The 16,811-nt window shown below is 55.2% G+C and carries 14 protein-coding genes; 9 read left to right on the forward strand and 5 right to left on the reverse strand.

Annotated elements, in window-relative coordinates:
- Positions 1–64: 64 nt before the first annotated feature.
- From ACR3E7_RS00705 to ACR3E7_RS00725, 5 genes are all read left to right on the forward strand, one after another.
- Positions 65–1,153: a tricarboxylate transporter gene (locus ACR3E7_RS00705; protein ID WP_480503357.1), complete on the forward strand. Its 1,089-nt coding sequence runs from the start codon at positions 65–67 to the stop codon at positions 1,151–1,153.
- 79 nt (positions 1,154–1,232) lie between these two features.
- A complete protein-coding gene (locus tag ACR3E7_RS00710) occupies positions 1,233–3,263 on the forward strand; it encodes a tripartite tricarboxylate transporter permease (protein WP_170791706.1) in 2,031 nt (676 codons plus the stop codon).
- An 88-nt stretch (positions 3,264–3,351) separates the two neighbouring features.
- Positions 3,352–4,440, forward strand: coding sequence for a 4-oxalomesaconate tautomerase (locus ACR3E7_RS00715; protein ID WP_480503356.1), 1,089 nt, complete (start codon positions 3,352–3,354; stop codon positions 4,438–4,440).
- 51 nt (positions 4,441–4,491) lie between these two features.
- Complete coding sequence (locus ACR3E7_RS00720) at positions 4,492–4,710, forward strand: hypothetical protein (protein WP_480503355.1); 219 nt, start codon at positions 4,492–4,494, stop codon at positions 4,708–4,710.
- A 14-nt stretch (positions 4,711–4,724) separates the two neighbouring features.
- Entirely contained in the window at positions 4,725–5,705 is a 981-nt protein-coding gene (locus ACR3E7_RS00725; RefSeq protein ID WP_480503354.1) for a D-2-hydroxyacid dehydrogenase family protein, read from the forward strand.
- Here the strand turns inward: ACR3E7_RS00725 and ACR3E7_RS00730 are convergent.
- A complete protein-coding gene (locus ACR3E7_RS00730) occupies positions 5,674–6,693 on the reverse strand; it encodes an AbrB family transcriptional regulator (RefSeq protein ID WP_331252783.1) in 1,020 nt (339 codons plus the stop codon). The genes ACR3E7_RS00725 and ACR3E7_RS00730 overlap by 32 nt on opposite strands.
- Positions 6,694–6,816: 123 nt before the next feature.
- On the opposite strand from ACR3E7_RS00730, the gene ACR3E7_RS00735 reads away from it, so the two are divergent.
- Genes ACR3E7_RS00735 through tcuB form a run of 3 tightly spaced genes read left to right on the forward strand, consistent with a single transcriptional unit; the run spans position 6,817 to position 9,972 of the window.
- Positions 6,817–7,497, forward strand: coding sequence for a GntR family transcriptional regulator (locus ACR3E7_RS00735; RefSeq protein ID WP_170356258.1), 681 nt, complete (start codon positions 6,817–6,819; stop codon positions 7,495–7,497).
- A gap of 11 nt (positions 7,498–7,508) precedes the next feature.
- On the forward strand, positions 7,509–8,903 hold the full coding sequence (gene tcuA, locus ACR3E7_RS00740; RefSeq protein ID WP_480503353.1) for an FAD-dependent tricarballylate dehydrogenase TcuA: 1,395 nt from the start codon (positions 7,509–7,511) through the stop codon (positions 8,901–8,903).
- Positions 8,893–9,972 (forward strand): tricarballylate utilization 4Fe-4S protein TcuB, encoded by a 1,080-nt coding sequence (gene tcuB / locus ACR3E7_RS00745; protein ID WP_480503352.1) that lies wholly within the window; start codon positions 8,893–8,895, stop codon positions 9,970–9,972. Before tcuA ends, tcuB begins: the two co-directional genes overlap by 11 nt.
- Before the next feature lie 70 nt (positions 9,973–10,042).
- Here tcuB and ACR3E7_RS00750 read toward each other — a convergent pair whose 3' ends face one another.
- A complete protein-coding gene (locus tag ACR3E7_RS00750) occupies positions 10,043–10,303 on the reverse strand; it encodes a hypothetical protein (protein ID WP_480503351.1) in 261 nt (86 codons plus the stop codon).
- Positions 10,304–10,986: 683 nt separating this feature from the next.
- Between ACR3E7_RS00750 and ACR3E7_RS00755 the strand changes: the two genes are divergently transcribed.
- Positions 10,987–11,328, forward strand: a complete 342-nt coding sequence (locus ACR3E7_RS00755) for a 5-carboxymethyl-2-hydroxymuconate Delta-isomerase (RefSeq protein WP_480503350.1) — start codon at positions 10,987–10,989, stop codon at positions 11,326–11,328.
- A 156-nt stretch (positions 11,329–11,484) separates the two neighbouring features.
- Here ACR3E7_RS00755 and ACR3E7_RS00760 read toward each other — a convergent pair whose 3' ends face one another.
- From ACR3E7_RS00760 to gntH, 3 genes are all read right to left on the reverse strand, one after another.
- The gene (locus tag ACR3E7_RS00760; RefSeq protein ID WP_480503349.1) at positions 11,485–12,744 is read right to left on the reverse strand and encodes a HupE/UreJ family protein; all 1,260 of its coding nucleotides are present in this window, start codon (positions 12,742–12,744) and stop codon (positions 11,485–11,487) included.
- 4 nt (positions 12,745–12,748) lie between these two features.
- Positions 12,749–14,650, reverse strand: coding sequence for a hypothetical protein (locus ACR3E7_RS00765; RefSeq protein ID WP_480506586.1), 1,902 nt, complete (start codon positions 14,648–14,650; stop codon positions 12,749–12,751).
- Between the two features lie 692 nt (positions 14,651–15,342).
- On the reverse strand, positions 15,343–16,674 hold the full coding sequence (gene gntH / locus ACR3E7_RS00770) for a guanitoxin biosynthesis MBL fold metallo-hydrolase GntH (protein WP_170791716.1): 1,332 nt from the start codon (positions 16,672–16,674) through the stop codon (positions 15,343–15,345).
- Between the last annotated feature and the right edge of the window lie 137 nt (positions 16,675–16,811).

Below are 16,811 nucleotides of genomic sequence, written 5' to 3' on the forward strand. Positions count from 1 at the left end.
CTATTTGCGATCACGGTGGTGCAGAGGGCGCTGGCGTGGTTGTCTGGTCAACAGGGAGGAACCAATGACCATTTCCAACTTCACCCGTCGCGCCGTCGTTGGGCTGATCGCCGCCGCCGGTATCACCGCACCTGCCGCTGCCGAGGTCGATTTCTCCGGCAAGACCGTTGAATGGGTTATCCCGTTCTCGGAAACGGGCGGGTCTGCCAAATGGGCCAACTTCTTTGCGCCGCTCCTGTCCGAAGCTCTACCGGGTCAACCGACAGTTGTCGTGAAATTTATGCCGGGCGCTGGTTCGACCAAAGGCGCAAACTGGTTTCAGGAGCAGAGCCATGACGACGGGACGCTGCTGTTTGGCACCTCCGGTTCAACTCAATTCCCATATCTGCTGAGCGATCCTCGCGTGCGCTACGAGTACAACGATTGGATCCCGGTTATGGCGTCAGGAACCGGTGGTGTTGCCTATCTGAACGCCGAAGACGGAGCAAAGTTTGATGGCTCTGCGAACGCGCTGAAAGACACAAACTTTATTTACGGTTCGCAGGGCGCGACACGCCTTGACCTTGTACCGCTGCTGGCGTGGCAAATGCTGGGCATGAATGTTGAGCCTGTTTTTGGCATCAAAGGCCGTGGCGATGGTCGCCTGATGTTCGAGCGGGGTGAAGCCAACATCGATTATCAGACCTCGTCCGGCTATCTGGGTGGATCGGCACCTCTGGTTGAATCCGGTCAGGCTGTGCCGATGATGACTTGGGGTGCTCTGGATGCGGACGGCAACATCGTGCGCGACCCGACCTTCCCGGACATCCCGACATTCAAAGAAGTATGCGAAGCGACCGATGGCTGTGAAACCAGCGGTGAGGCATGGGATGCGTGGAAAGCGTTCTTTGTGGCCGGTTTCCCGGTTCAGAAGCTGGCCTTCCTGCCGGGTGACACGCCTCAGGAAGTGGTCGACGCCTACACCGCAGCGTTCCAAGCTGTGACCGAGCGAGGCGACTTTGCCGACATCTCCTCGAAGCGCGTGGGCAAATATCCTGTGTTTGTTGGTGACGGCTCCAAGTCGGCGCTGCAAACTGCGACAAACGTCGACGACAACGCCAAGGCCTATGTCCTGAACTGGCTCAAAGAAGCCTATGGTGTCGAGCTGAACTAAGCCCAAACACCACTGCGCGTGCCCCAATGTCGGGCGCGCGCTTTTCCAAACACAAGACAATTTATGAAAGGCGGCCGCTATGGAGGTTTTCGCCACCGCTCTTCCTGCGCTCAGTGATGCGTGGGGTCTGATCCTGCAACCAATTGTTCTGGGGTACCTTGTTCTCGGTGTCGTTATGGGACTGGCAGTAGGTGTTTTCCCGGGGCTTGGCGGTATTGCTGGTCTGTCCCTATTGCTTCCTTTCATGTTCGGCATGGACCCTATTCTTGGGTTGGCGCTGATGATCGGGATGGTCGCCGTTGTTCCGACCTCTGACACCTTTGCCTCGGTTCTTATGGGCATCCCCGGCAGTTCCGCCTCACAGGCGACAGTGTTGGACGGTTTCCCGATGGCGAAAAAGGGCGAGGCCGCGCGGGCATTGTCAGCGGCCTTTGCGTCATCGCTGTTTGGCGGTTTGGTCGGCGCAACATTTCTGACCATGTTTATCCTGATCGCGCGGCCCATCGTTCTGGCATTCGGTCTGCCCGAGATGCTGATGATCACCATTCTTGGCTTGTCGATGGTCGCTATCCTCGCCGGGCGTGTTCCGCTGAAGGGTGTCGCCGCCGCAGGGTTGGGCCTGATGGTCGGTACGATTGGCGAGGCGGACGCAGGCGGTTCGCTGCGTATGGCGACGTATGACATTCCTTACCTGACCGATGGTCTGAAGTTGGTCATCGTTGGCTTGGGTATCTTTGCGGTGCCCGAAATCGTCTCGCTGCTACGACAAGACCGATCCATTGCCAAGGGCGCTTCGCTAGGGGCCGGTTGGCTGGATGGCGTCAAAGACTGGGCCGCGAACATTTGGCTGTCGGTCCGCTGTTCGATCATTGGCGTGGTCGTTGGTGTTATTCCCGGCCTCGGAGGCTCGGTTGTTGACTGGATCGCTTATGGCCATTCGGTTCAATCGACAAAAGACAAAAGCAACTTCGGAAAGGGCGAAGTGCGAGGCGTCATCGGGCCGGAAAGCTCGAACAACGCCAAGGAGGGCGGGGGGCTGGTTCCAACGCTGCTGTTTGGTATCCCTGGTTCGGGTTCAATGGCGATTTTTATCGGCGCTGTCGCACTGTTGGGATCTGGCGATATCGAGGTCGGGCCTAGCATGCTCAAGGATAATCTCGACATCACTTATTCGATTGTCTGGTTGCTGGCTCTTGCCAACGTGGTGGGCACCATCCTGTGTATCGCGGCTTCGGGCGGGATCGCCAAACTGACAACAATTCGCTTCACTTATCTTGCGCCGTTTCTGTTCATGCTGATCAGCTTCGCGGCATTCCAGTCCGGTCAGAATTTCGAAGACCTGCTGGCTCTGTTCGTCATCGGTCTGATCGGCATTTTCCTGCGCCGTTTCGACTGGTCGCGCCCGGCCTTTCTGATTGGGTTCGTGTTGTCCAACCCGGTTGAGAAGTTCACCAACCAGGCGTTCCAGATCGCCTCTTTCCGCTTCCGCAAAAGCTTTGGTGAGGGGATGGAGTATGTCTTCAGCCCGATCGTTATTGTCCTGATCGTGGTCACCGTGGTTTCGGTCATTCTGGGCATTCGCCAAGCCAAGATGATCATGGCCGAAGGCGAGGTCAAATCCGGTAGTAAGCGCGCGCCGCTGATCTTCCTGCTGGTGATCATGGCTTACCTGATCGTGGCGTTGATCAATGCCAACATGATCCCTGACTATAACATGACCGATAAGATCATCCCGCTGGTGATCGGCAGCGTGTCGCTGTTTTGCTGCGTCATCCTGTTGATCCAAATGATGCGGCGTCCCGAGGGCGATTCGATCTTTGCTGACAAAGAACTCGCCGGTGAGGATGCGAGCGCGCCGCATGGACTTTGGTCGACCCTCGCATGGTTTGCAGGTCTGATCGCGGCCACATGGGTTGTAGGATTCATCCTCGCTCTGATCGGGTTTCTGATCGCATTCTTCCGCATTCGCGCCGGGTCCAGCTGGCAGATGACGCTGCTCCTGACGGCCTGCGGCATTGGTTTCATGTGCTTCATGGCCGGTGCTTTGAACCGCGATTTCCCGCCGGGTCTACTGCAAGACATGGTGAACCTGCCATGGCCGCTCAAGTAGGCACTCCACGGCTGCCCGGCCTGCCAATTTGGCGGGCCAGGCGGGGCTGAAATCAGAAACTTCAACGGTTTGTAAAGGAGGGTTCGCAATGACCCAGACAGCAATCCCATATGTTTTCATGCGCGGTGGCACGTCCCGAGGGCCATATTTTCGGCGCTCTGATCTGCCCGAAAATTTGGACACTTTGGCCGATGTTCTTGTCGCTGCCCTCGGGGCTGGACAAGCACTCAATATCGATGGGATCGGTGGTGGAAACGCAGTGACGACCAAAGTGGCGATGTTATCCGTCAGCGAAGACGACTGGGCGGATATCGACTATTTCTTCGCGCAGGTTTCTGTTGATGAGAAGCTGGTTGATTTCAAACCTACTTGCGGAAACATCCTCTCAGGAGTCGGTCCAGCTGCGATCGAAATGGGTTTGTTTCAGCCCACCGGCGACGTGACCGAGATCCGCATTCGCGCAGTTAATACAGGCGCCCGTGTCGTTGCCAAAGTGCAAACCCCGGGCGGTGAGTTGGTCTACGAGGGCGATGCGGAAATCGCCGGAGTTCCCGGTCATTCTGCACCGGTACAACTGAGTTTCATGGGCGTTGTGGGTTCGGCAACAGGTGCATTTCTGCCCACTGGAAATTTGCGCGACACAGTGCAGGGGATCGAGCTGACGTGCATGGATGTCGCTATGCCGATGGTGATAGCCCGGGCGGCCGATTTTGGACTGACAGGATATGAAAGCGCCGAAGAGCTGGATGCCAACCTTGCTTTCTTTGATCGGATGGAGGCCGTGCGGATCGAAGCCGGGGAACGGATGGGTATGGGGGACTTATCGAAATCGGTTACTCCGAAATTCGGCCTGATGGCACCCGCCAGAGAAGGTGGAACCCTTGCGGTTCGGTATTTCATGCCATGGAAAACTCACCCGACAATGGCCGTTACGGGCGCGCAATGCATGGCATCTTGCGCTTTGACGCCCGGAACCGTCGCCGACGGGTTGCTTGATCGCCCGGATTCAAGCCCGGCAGACGTTGTGTTGGAGCATGCCTCAGGCAAGATCGACGTTCTGGTGGACTTCTCGAATGATGGGGAGTTCAACGTAATTTCTGCCGGTTTGGTGAGGACTGCGCGTAAATTGGCGGATGGGCATGTTTATGTTCCGGAATCCGCGTGGAACGGTAGTTGAAGTGGGAGCCTCTAATTGGTATACAATAGTATACATAATGAGGATATCACGATGGACGACTATTCGGAATGCCTTGATATCGCGCGTCAGGAACTCAGGCTGGCGCAGTCGGCTTTGCGAAAGGATATCGCGGAATACCCAACGCCAATTGCCGGGTGCGATGAGCAATTCAACCATCTGCTGGATCAACGCGAACGCGTTCGCAATGCGCTTGAAGCACTCGACAAACTTAATTTTGTGCCGACGCCAAGAAAACTGAGCGCCGAGTAGGCTATAGGAAGTCGATGAAAGTTCATATTCTGGATGATTGGTTTGACACACTGCAGGGCCTTCCTTGCTTCGGAAAACTGTCCGACCATAATGTGAAGGTCTGGAAAGATCATGTCGAAGATACCAGCGAGTTGGCCACACGCTTGCAGGAGGCTGAGGCGCTGGTTTTGTTTCGCGAGCGCACCAAGATAACCCGCGATCTGATTGAAAATCTTCCAAACCTGAAAGTGATCAGCCAGCGCAGCGTGTATCCGCACGTCGATGTGCAGGCATGCTCGGATAACGGAGTGCTGCTGTGTTCGAACATGCATGGCGGGACGCCCTCATATGCCGCAGCCGAACTGACATGGGCACTAATCATGGCCGGGTTGCGAGACTTGCCTGCGCAGATGGCATCAGTCAAAGCGGGGCATTGGCAGGCCGGGGTTGGCAAGACCCTGAGAGGGCGGCAGTTGGGGCTGTATGGATATGGCCGTATCGCCCGCGCTGTTGCTGGCTATGCCGAGGCATTCGGGATGAATGTTGTCTGGTGGTCTTCGGATGAAGGCCGGGCACGCGCGCAGGCCGACGGCGTGCAGATTGCCACAAGCCGCGAAGCGTTCTTTGCCAACTGCGATGTTGTCTCAGTCCACGTCCGCCTGAAGCCCAACACGAACGGTATCATCACAGCGTCAGATTTTTCGCAGATGCAACCGGGCGCGATGTTTGTGAACACCTCCCGGGCCGGGCTGATCGCTCCGGGTGCTTTGTTGGATGCGCTGAACGCCGGTCGCCCGGGGAAGGCCGCAATTGATGTCTTCGATACCGAGCCGCTCACCGACCCGAATGACCCTTTGCTATCGCACCCGAACCTGATTGCGACACCGCATATAGGTTTTGTGACTGAGGACGAATTCGACCTGCAATTCGCAGATATTTTCGATCAGGTGAACGCCTATGCTGAAGGTGCCCCTATTCACATGATCAACCCCGAGGTTTGGAGCAGCGCAGGATAAGATTGGCCGCTATAGGCGCGCCGATGATAACCAGCACGATCCTTGTCAGATGGTGGGTGATCACAAAGCCCAGATCCGCACCCGAAACGATGGCCAGCACTGTCATCTCGGCCTGTCCGCCGGGGGCAAAGGCCAAGAAAGCCTCGACCGGTTGACCGAAGCCCAGCGTGGTGACAACAGCAGTGAAAGCGGCTGCGAGGATCGCAAGGACGATGACATAGGCGACGCCCGCTGCAACCACCCGGCGGAGTTCGACCCAAGTGACGCCCACGAACTTCACGCCTATCCCACAGCCAATAAAGAATTGCGCTGCAAGGATGGCCTCGCGCGGTGGTCGGGTATGAATGAAATCCCCCAGTGATAGGGCTGCTGTCAGGATCATTGGGCCGAGAATAGATGCACCGAACAGGCCGATCCGCTCACCGCCTTTCCAGCCTATAAGAGCGGCCAGTACCATCAGTGCCAGCTCATGTATTGGCAGGTCGCGCGCGGGCTCTCCGATTGGGTTGGTGAGCTGGGCATCGTAGAACACTGTCAGCAACAGGGGGGCCAGCGTTACAATGATCAGCACGCGCGTTCCGTGGATCAGGGAAAGTGTTCGCGGGTTGGCGCCTGCTTCGGCGCCAAAGATGATCATGTCCTGCAATCCGCCTGGCATGGCAGCGTAAAACGCGGTCGTGGAGTCAAACCCCCAGAACTTGCGAAAGAAAGGCACTCCGACCAACGCGATCAGCAGGATGAAGAACGGGACCAGTGCGATAGACGCTGCCATCTTTGGCAATTCAACAAACAGCGCAGGGGTTATCGAAGCCCCAACTGCAACGCCGAGTATGGTGCGCGCTGCAACCGAGACCTGACCAAAACCTTCCATTGGGGCATGCGCCAGGGCGGCTATGAGACACGCGCTCATTGGGCCGAACAGAAAGGGCAGCGGCAGATTCAACGCCCAAAATACTCCGGTGCCCAGTAGTGCAAGGGCCAGTGTCACGGCCCGCTTTGTCAGGAGAGAAGGTGTTTTGTTTTGGGTGGGCAAAGCGCGGTTTCCGACAATATTGACTCGGTGTGTATCCAAATGTATACAACTGGACGCAAGAAGACAAGTGAGCGTTCGATGACCATTCAAGACGACCCTTTACAGCCTGGTCCGCAAGGCAATTCAGCGTATCAACGCCTGCTGGATGAGATTCGCGAGGGCACACTGCTACCTGGCGAACGCTTGCGTGAGATTGAGCTGTCAGAACGATTAGGGGTCAGCCGCACACCGGTGCGGGAGGCTATCCGTCAGTTGGAGGCCGACGGGCTAGTCACTCATGTGCCCCGGCAGGGCGCAACCGTACGCAGCCTCGATTACGCCGAAGTAATGGAACTCTATGAGATGCGCGCGGTGCTCGAGGGAACTGCGGCCCGTTTAGCAGCGCGTGCTGCGTCGGATGTCGAATTGGACGAGTTGGGCGTTTTGAACGATCGCTTGGCCGAGGCAGGCACCGGCTCGGAGGCGGCTCGGATCAACCGGATTTTTCACGCCACACTTTTGGATGCGGCAAAGAATCGGTTTCTTGCCAAGTCTATGCTGTCTTTGCAAAAAGCGCTGTTGATCCTTGGGCCATCGCAATTGCTGGACGGTGATCGGGCCGAGACAGCAGTGGCAGAGCATAAGCGCGTCATGGCTGCCTTAAAGGCTCGCGATGGTGCAGCGGCTGAAACAGAAATGCGCGCGCATATTCAGGCCGCACAACGGATGCGTATTCGGGCGTTGCAAGAACGCGACCGGACAACCGACGAAAATCAATAGGTAGACAGGATATGGCCACCCAAAAGGAAGCTTATGATATCGCTGTGATCGGCGGTGGGAATGCTGCCCTTTGCGCGGCGATGACTGCTGCCGAGGCAGGCGCCCGTGTTCTGATCCTCGAAACGGCACCAAAACCCTATCGTGGGGGGAACTCACGCCATACGCGCAATTTTCGTTGTATGCATGGTGCTCCTCTGGGCCCTCTAATCGAAGAATATAGTGAAGATGAGTATCTTGAAGATCTGCTCAAGGTCACTGGCGGCAAAACCGACGAACATCTTGCTCGCCTCGCGATCCGAACCTCCGAGGAATGCCTGCCGTGGATGGAAGAACACGGCGTGCGGTTCCAACCCTCTCTGTCCGGGACATTGTCGCTGGCGCGGACCAACGCGTTTTTTATGGGGGGCGGGAAGTCTCTGGTGAACGCCTACTACCGCACAGCGGCAGCTTTGGGCGTGGATGTTCTTTACGAAGCTGCCGTGACGCATCTTGAGCTGAACGGCGACCAGATTGAATGGGTCGACTACACCTATGAAGGCCAATCTCATCACATCACGCCCAAGGCCGTCATCGTTGCCTCGGGCGGGTTTCAGGGCGACACGGATTGGCTCACCCGTGCATGGGGCGAGCCAGCAAAGAACTTCCTGATCCGGGGGACGCCCTATAACCGGGGGGTTGTGCTGGCTGATCTGTTGGATCAAGGCGTCGAGAGCGTTGGCGATCCAACCCAATGCCACGCCGTCGCCATTGACGGGCGGGCGCCGAAGTTCGACGGCGGCATCGTCACCCGTTTAGACTGCGTGCCGTTTTCAATCGTCGTGAACAAGAATGCCGAGCGGTTCTATGACGAGGGCGAAGACGTCTGGCCCAAACGCTATGCGATTTGGGGGCGTCTGGTTGCCGCGCAACCGGATCAGGTAGGCTATGTGATCATCGATGCGAAGTCGTTGAACCTGTTCATGCCCTCGGTGTTCCCTCCGCTAAAGGCGGACACCTTGGAAGAGCTGGCTGGAATGATGGACCTGCCCGCCGACAAGCTGAAGGCGACCGTTGCTGAATTCAACGATGCATGCGGCGACACCAGTGGATTTCACCCAACTGAGTTGGACGGGGTCACAACCTCGGGTCTGACGCCACCCAAGACCAACTGGGCTCGTCCGATCATCGAGCCTCCATTTTATGGCTACTCGCTACGCACCGGTGTGACCTTCACCTATCTGGGCCTGAAGGTCGACGATACGGCTCAGTGTTCGACTCCCAGCGGCAAGATCAAAAACCTATGGGCCGCGGGCGAGACGATGGCGGGTTCGATCCTGGGGCAGGGGTATCTGGCCGGCTTCGGCATGACCATCGGAACCGTTTTTGGACGTATCGCAGGACGTGAGGCTGCAGCCTATGCAAACTGATCTTATTCAAGAAGCCCGCCGTCAGGCAGAGATCTGCAACGCCTGTCGCTACTGCGAGGGTTATTGTTCGGTCTTCCCGTCGCTGCACGCGGAACGCGCGTTCTCGGATGGGGACATCACGCAACTGGCCAACCTGTGCCACAACTGCAGGGGGTGCTACTACGCCTGTCAGTACATAGCTCCGCACGAGTTTGACCTGAACCTGCCGAAAGCTCTGGCCGAAGTGCGGCGGGACAGCTGGGAAAGCTTCGCTTGGCCGCAGCCTCTGGCGCGCCGGTTTCACACACACAGCGGGGCCATAGCCTTGGCGCTTGTAATCGGATTTGCCCTGTTGTTCTGGGCAATTCGTGCCATCGGATCAAGCGGAGGAGAGGGGTTCTATACCGTCCTGTCCCACAATGCGATGGTCGCAATCTTTGCGCCCGCATTCCTTTTGCCACTCTTTAGCTTGGCTATCAGCCTGAGGCGCTATTGGACGGAGGTTGGTGGCAAACCTATCCAAATGTCTGATCTGATAGCTGCGTTCAAACGCGCTGGCAAGATGCAGGACTTGGCTGCAGGCCACGGCGAGGGTTGCAATTTCGAGGACGAAGACCGGTTCAGTCAGGCCCGACGCCACATTCACCAAGCCATCATGTACGGCTTCCTGCTGTGCTTTGCGTCGACCTCGGTGGCGACGATTATGCACTACGGGTTTGGGTTGCACGCGCCCTACGGGTTTTGGTCGTTGCCAAAACTGTTCGGGATTTCGGGCGGTGTGTTGCTGACAGTGGGTTGTGGAGCGATGGCTCTGCTTAAGCAAAAGTCGGATCGCGAGCTTGGCGACCCGTATGCATGGGGTGGGGACATCGGTTTTATCCTGTTACTCGGTTTTGTCGGCCTCAGCGGGCTGGTCCTCTACGCCCTTGGTTCGACTATTCTGATGCCCGCGCTGCTTGCGATCCACCTTGGATCGGTTCTGACATTCTTCCTGCTGACGCCCTACACTAAGATGGCTCATGGCTTCTATCGGCTCGCGGCTTTGGTCAGAGACGCGCAGCGGAAGAGAGAGTTGTCAGGTGTTTGCTAGTAAATTTCTAGCGCTAAAGGAGAAAAAGAAGTCGCAATTGAAGCGCATTTCGATGCGATCGCAGGTTGGCTCAACCCGTTTGGGCGATCAATTCTCTGATGGTGCTCATGACGTCGGCAACGTGATCTATGTCCAGTGCTGCGGCATGCGGGTTTACGAAAGCGCCACTGTCATTGTCGAAATAGGCCCCTGATGGGTCAGCAAGCCGCGCGCCCAGGGCGGCCTCGATCAGGATATCCGCACCGATGTTCATGCCATTCCCGGCAACGCCAAAGCCTTCTTGCACCATTTTCGAGGCCAAAAGTGATCCGGGATTTACCGCGACCATCACAGGCGCATCAGCTTGGGATTTGGCTCATTCCCGGGTCGCCAGCTTGCTCTGAGAATAGACTTCCATGTCCGCCAGCGGCACATTGCCCTGCATGACCCTGATGTTCACCGGTGCTTGTGCGGCAGATGAGAGGTTCACGACACGCCTGTTTGCCGGAATAATCGGCTGCAGAAAATCGGTCAGCAGGTACGGTGCAAGAGTGTTTACGACACAGCGGATGTGCAGTTCGACTTGATCGAGGGAAGCTATGATCCGGCACTCAGGAAGCCTCCTTGGGAAGCATAAGCTAAATTAGGGCTTGGGGAATTTAGATATCCCAACGCCAAGGTCGAAGACAGGCGCTAAGCGGTCACGCCTTGTGCAGTCGCGAAAGTCTAATGTGTCCCGCAACTTGATCTTTGGCCTCCAAATTTCTCAGCACCGCCTACGAACGGCGGATATCTTCGTCGCGTTGCAGTACCGAAGACAGCGCACTTGCAGCGATTTTCGTGCTGCGAACGCGCTCAGCGAGAAATTGGCAAGTCGGCTGGGGGCTCAGGGCGGTCGTTCGTCGAAACTTCGTGAGCAGCCACTTTGCGGACTTTGCGGACGTTTCTGATGTCATAGTGCAATCTGTCAGGGTAAACGTATTTCTGCGGTCAAGCTGACTCTACAGATGGTCGTTCATAGCAAAAGGACTCTTCATGCCTCACGTTTCGATGGAATTTTCTAAAGGTCTTGAAAAAAATTATGATATTCAGTCGGTGTGCGACCAATTGTATGACGTCCTCGCTGATCAGGATGTATTTGATCCACCAACAATAAAAATTCGAGCAACTTCAGTGGAGTTCTTCCGTATTGGGACCGAACCTCAGACGTTCGTTCATGCAACTCTCTTACTTATGGACGGTCGCGACGAATTGACCCGAGCACAACTCAACACAACAATTGCCGATTTACTGAGGAAGGTTCTCCCTGATGTTGGGAGCATAACGGTTCAAGACGTCGAAATGACTCTTGCCTCGTATGCTAAGCGCTTACTGTAAACCCTGGCTGATGCCGAAGCTTTGCAGCAATGGGCTCGGTGCAGACGTTCGGCAGAATTCAGTGAATGTCTGCTGCGCGAACGAAGTTGACGTTCAACAAATCTAAGTGAAGGTCCGCATACTGTTCAAAGCCGCACAACATACTCATACTAGTGGTCAGAGAAAAAACTCTGCCCGTTCTACTACCCAAACCATTGCGACCAGACTTGCGCAGGCGGCAACGGTGGCGCGAGAGCCAGCCCAAATTCGACCTGGTTGTTTGCGCAGCAACAACACCAATGGCCAGACCAATAGAACGATCATGACTTGTCCAGCCTCAACGCCAACATTGAAGGCCAGCAAGCTGTGCCAAACGTTCGGAGCATCAACACGTAGAATCTGGTGCAACATGAAGGAGAACCCAAACCCGTGCAGCAAACCAATACCTGAAGTGATGGCAAAAGCCTTCAGGTCGCCATGTCCTTTCTCAGGTGGCCAAACCGCCATTGCAGCTGCGTAGATTATTGAAAGAGCTATTGCCAATTCGACAGTTGGGATGAACCACGCTCCGCTCGGCGCGAAGCCAAAAAAACCCAAAATCAGTGTTACCGTGTGACCCAAGGTAAAGCCTGTGACTCGGGCGAGAAGGCTGTGCAAATTCAAGGCACCGATGATCATGCAAAGCACAAAGAGAACATGATCGGGGCCTTCCAAAATATGCCGAATTCCCTCAACAAAGAAGGTCGAAGCGGCTGCGGTTGCTGATCCGGAAACATCGACCGGGGTATGCATTAGGCCCCGCGCACGGTATGTCCGAACATCTTGCCCGTTATAATCGAGGATCAGGTTCGCCGTTTCTTCTTGTCCAGGAAGCCCCGGGTCTGACGTGTAGGATATACTGTATGCTTCAACCTCTCCCGTCAAAAAGCGCAGATGCACGTCCACCATCACCTCGCCAACATAAATCTCCTCGGTTGTTGGAAAAACATCTCTTGGTGCAAGTGCAGCGCGTGCCTCATTGAGCGTGGCAAATCCGGGCTCTTGCCCCAATGGATGCAGTCTTATCGAAACGATTTCTGCTTTTTGTCGGTGACCGTCGACAGATAGCACAAAGCCGTTTTCAGCAATACGAGCCAAGCCGGTTGGATCTTTGTGCAACGCGGCCTGATCCAAGTAGTGCATGAGCACGCCATCTTCGATCTGATTGTATGTGTACGGAGCCGGTACAGGCATACCGTCCGGGCCATTGGGACCGACGAGCTGCGCAACCAAATAGGGCATCGGAAGGCGTAAATAGACATCAAGGCCATCTTCCGAGTGGGACACATGGTGAATGCGAACATTCTGGTTTAGATTGAAATGCGCTTCTGCTCTGCCCGCGCACAAAAGGATCGTGGCAAACAAGAACGAGGCAAAAAACAACCTGGCGACAACCACTGAATTACCCTCCTGTTTTGGCGCTGATAATCGTCAGGTCGTCAAGCATCCATTGGTCGCCATGCCGCGAAACGTCGAGCAAGCCACGATAAGAAACCGCTTGCCTATGCAGGTGCCCCCAATGACCTCCGCTTACGCGAGCTGTCCAACTGGCCAGGGCCTGATGCCGATTTCTTTCTTCGCCGGGCGTGAAACTCTCGACATTCAGGTCTGAAATCGCTTCGACGCGAGCCATGGCGCCAGAGGGTAACGTAACTGACAAACCACGACGCATTTCTGCTTGAACCTTGACGCGATTAGTTGCTTCGACATATGTCTCCATCGCCGCTAAGGCACTATCATCCCGCGTCTCAAGCATCGTGGTTCCGATATTGGCCACCAGCCCTTCCACGATTTGACGCGATGCGATTTCATCCGACTCAGGCGCTGACGACGGGTTGTTCAGCGAGTATGTGACAATCGCGGCGGCACCGAATGCCCCGCTCAGGCCAAGCAAGATCAGACGCTGGCCGTTTGTGCGCTGCAACGAGAAATAGGCGCATATCAAACACAGAAAACTCAAGCCGAACGCAAGCGAGGGCACCTGTGTTGCAGCCGCGACTTTGACGACGACTGGGCTTGTCTTTGGGTTGGTCCAAGTTGTCAGGTAATTGTTCCAACTTACAACGGGATCGGATGCATAAATCTGCGAGGGGACCGCCCCTGCCGGATCTGAAAGGGTGATCGGAATAACATCCAAACCAACTGGGAAAAGCTCCCATGCCAGATCAACTCGGTTCGGCAAAGTCGAAACCGGATAGGAAAGGACGACGCCCAGTAACATCGTCTTTCGGTTTGCCTCGGCTTGATCCGGAAGAACACGCAAACCTTCGGCACCAACTTTGATTCGCGAGACCTGCACTGTTTCCGGTTTCATCGGCTTGCCGTCGACGGCGAGAGGGTTTCTAGTCTCAAAAAAGTCCGACACGCTAGACTTGATCCTGACGACATCATCTGTGGTCAGTCGGTCAGCATCGCCAAAGCCCAAGTCCACCCAAGTCTCAAGGTCTTTCAAACGCAATATGACCTCGTGCCGGACGACACGCGGTTCCATGGCAAGAAAAGACATCATCGGGGATTTGTGGTGGCGAGTGAGGTTTGGATTCTCAAACTTGCTGAACCAAGGGTCTTCCCAATCTGGCAGCATCGTCTCAGCCTGAGAAAGGTAACGATAGTCTGTCACTGGAACGCCCATATGCTCGGCCACGACGCCAAGTGAAGCCAAGGGAATCCCGTCTGGACTTAGGGGGGGAATGAACGTGATCTGTTCCGGCTTGCCGTTGAACGGAAACTCCATGTCCACGTAGACGACATTTTCGCTACGCGGTCGCGGTCGATACAGAGCGCTCGCTGCCGTTTGCCGAGAAATTCTGGGGCGCACATCAATCGTATTCGTTGTGCTGATCAGTTTCTCTTCGTCTGCCCAGATCTGAAGGTTTTGCCCCGTACGCCCAGCCAGTGACGTTCCCGAACCATCATCTGGAATGACGAATATGGGATAGTCGTTCAAATCGACCTCAAGGAGAACCCGCACATGATCAGGCTGCACCGAAAGCTCAACAAAGTTCGGCGCCGTTTCCCCGCCATAGGGGGACACGAGATCCGCAATCGATTGGCTTGCGCCAAACGCAATACTCGCAAGCGACGAGCCCACCCAAACCCATGTTTTGCTGCGTTCGCCAATCTTAGAAATGAAACGCGACGGCAGCATAGATACCATTCTGGTCCACATCATAGGCAAACTCCCCATCCGAACGGTCGGTGGAAAAGTCGATTCCATAGAACTGATAGCCAAACCGCAGGGACGTGTTTTCCCAGCCTTTCCAGTCAAACCCAGCCACAACCAGGTATTGCAGGTCATCGCCATTCACACCGAAACCACTCAGTTCAGCCCGGCTGGCGAAATTCCATTTGTCGTTGATTTCCGAGATATATCGAATTGCGATCATTGGCTCGAGCCATTCTTCTGTCCCACCCAACGTCATACCTGGGCCGGGGCCTGCTAAGTCGATTTCCTGTTTGATCCGGTTCCACTGAACACCAATTGCGGCATCCGCGGCATAGCGTTGGCCCGAGGCATTAACCCCGTTCGCAAACCGGTAAGCGCCCTGCACGTTGGCAAAGGTCTGCCGGACATCAACATCAACGTCCACCCTGCCACCGGGTAGAGTTCCATCTCCGCCAAGCTTTACGTAGTAAACTTCAGAAATGATCCCGAAGTCGCCGTTCCAGCCCTCGTAACGTACTGAAGCTGCGCCTTGCAACACATCCAGCACCTCGCTCAGGTTCAAGTCGAAATCGACGCTGGTTCCATCTATAGTTGATGTGCCCGTCGTGCTGAGCGGAAGAAACAAATAGGGCGTGATTGAGTGTCGCCAACCGCCGTCATCATCTTCAGAACGTGCAAGTGACTGGGCGTTTGCTGCGTTGGATATAGCGACAAGCGACCATCCAACGCAGACCAAATAGCGAGTAATCAATGAGGTATGTTGCATAGAGATTTCCGATCAGAATTAAAAGAACCGGCGCGTTATTAAGACGCGCCGGTCAAATTTGACTTTATTCATCGCCCGGATACAAGAACTCTTGGCCTAACGCTTCCGAAGCTTCTTCGTAGATGGGTCGCAAAACGTCGTCTACGTCGTCAAAACCACCCTTTGTGAACTCTGAGAACTCCATTACTTCTGGAGAAAGTCCAACCTTTTCCGCATAAGCGGTCTTGTCAGCAGGGTTTGGCGGCTCAGCTGGTGCAGCGAGAGGCGGTGCCCAAGTGTGCTCTTCCGTTGCTGCCATCCGAACCGTAATCGCGTCTTTCGTGACATTCCAAACCATGAAGTCATCTGCCAGACTTAGCGGACCATCATAAGTGCTGCGTATGCGCTCGAATACATTGTTAGAAGTGTCGAAGTCATTGAAGAAATGATAGGCGACCGCCATTCGTGGTTCGATATCGCTCATGACTTTTCCGAAGGCTTCGGGCGCCGTATGTACTTGAGTTCCAACCAATAAAGCGGACTCGGGTGTGAAACCCATCTTTGCTACAAGGTCGGGAACCGCTACGAAGCATTCATGGATGGCGAGGTCTGCGTTCTTAGCGTACTCCTTGAACCACTTGTTCGGATAAGTGTCTGAGCTAAAAACAAATTTTAAACCATTCCATTCCAGTGCGTAGCTGATTGCACCATCAATTGAATGGATGGCTGGAAAAGTACGAATTTGGACGCCATTTTCTTCGTAAATTACCTCGTTCTCTAACCTGTAATCGAACTCATTAACCTCCATTGAATAACCGCGGAAATCAGTGACTCCTGCACGGCCTGCTAGGTCCCATGTGAGCATCTTTTGCATATGATCTAGTGCATAAGCAGTGCCAAGTTCTTCTGATGGTCCACTTGGGCCCCAAACCCGTAGCGGAATATTCCGCCCCATCAATGCGCCACCGATGAACAGGTCATGCAACGCGCCGAAATGGTCGGTATGAAGATGGCCGATGAAGACCTTGTCCAAATAATTATACGGGATTTGCAGGGAAGAAATTCGCTCGGCCGATCCCGAGCCAATATCGAACAAGAACTTGTCTCCGTTGCCCAATTCCACAAGGAAACACGCAGCAGCCTGAGCAGCCCGCGTAGTAGGCATTCCGGTTCCACACGCGATGACCCGCATCTCGTCTTCAGCGAGATCTTCGGTATTGGGGTAGTACACATCGCGAGGGCGATCACGCACCATCGTAGGAGAAACTTCTTCTGTTTCCTGCGCGTATACAGCCGAAGGCGCAATTAACTCCATGACTGCTTCAGTGACAGCTTGTGGAGAAACAGCCCAAGCGCCAATTATCGCTCCACATACGAAGTGCTTGCCGAGACTTCTGTAGTTCATACGTTTGGCCATGTGTCATCCTCCAGTCGCTTAGTAGATTGGCAAGCTGGGAATGCGGAGTTTCGCGCTCCGGCTCGCTGTTTTGGTTAAAAGTTTAGGGTTTAGGGGACTTTCACGTAAGTGACTCACGGTGAATAACGGGGTGACTC

It is taken from the genome of Ruegeria sp. BK1, assembly GCF_056535645.1.

What these genes read in the sequence shown, in the direction of transcription:
- ACR3E7_RS00705 (WP_480503357.1), top strand. Translation starts at nt 65, where the DNA reads ATGACCATTTCCAACTTCACCCGTCGCGCCGTCGTTGGGCTGATCGCC.
- ACR3E7_RS00710 (WP_170791706.1), top strand. Translation starts at nt 1,233, where the DNA reads ATGGAGGTTTTCGCCACCGCTCTTCCTGCGCTCAGTGATGCGTGGGGT.
- ACR3E7_RS00715 (WP_480503356.1), top strand. Translation starts at nt 3,352, where the DNA reads ATGACCCAGACAGCAATCCCATATGTTTTCATGCGCGGTGGCACGTCC.
- ACR3E7_RS00720 (WP_480503355.1), top strand. Translation starts at nt 4,492, where the DNA reads ATGGACGACTATTCGGAATGCCTTGATATCGCGCGTCAGGAACTCAGG.
- ACR3E7_RS00725 (WP_480503354.1), top strand. Translation starts at nt 4,725, where the DNA reads ATGAAAGTTCATATTCTGGATGATTGGTTTGACACACTGCAGGGCCTT.
- ACR3E7_RS00735 (WP_170356258.1), top strand. Translation starts at nt 6,817, where the DNA reads ATGACCATTCAAGACGACCCTTTACAGCCTGGTCCGCAAGGCAATTCA.
- tcuA (WP_480503353.1), top strand. Translation starts at nt 7,509, where the DNA reads ATGGCCACCCAAAAGGAAGCTTATGATATCGCTGTGATCGGCGGTGGG.
- tcuB (WP_480503352.1), top strand. Translation starts at nt 8,893, where the DNA reads ATGCAAACTGATCTTATTCAAGAAGCCCGCCGTCAGGCAGAGATCTGC.
- ACR3E7_RS00755 (WP_480503350.1), top strand. Translation starts at nt 10,987, where the DNA reads ATGCCTCACGTTTCGATGGAATTTTCTAAAGGTCTTGAAAAAAATTAT.
- ACR3E7_RS00765 (WP_480506586.1), bottom strand. Translation starts at nt 14,650, where the DNA reads ATGGCGATGACCTGCAATACCTGGTTGTGGCTGGGTTTGACTGGAAAG.
- gntH (WP_170791716.1), bottom strand. Translation starts at nt 16,674, where the DNA reads ATGGCCAAACGTATGAACTACAGAAGTCTCGGCAAGCACTTCGTATGT.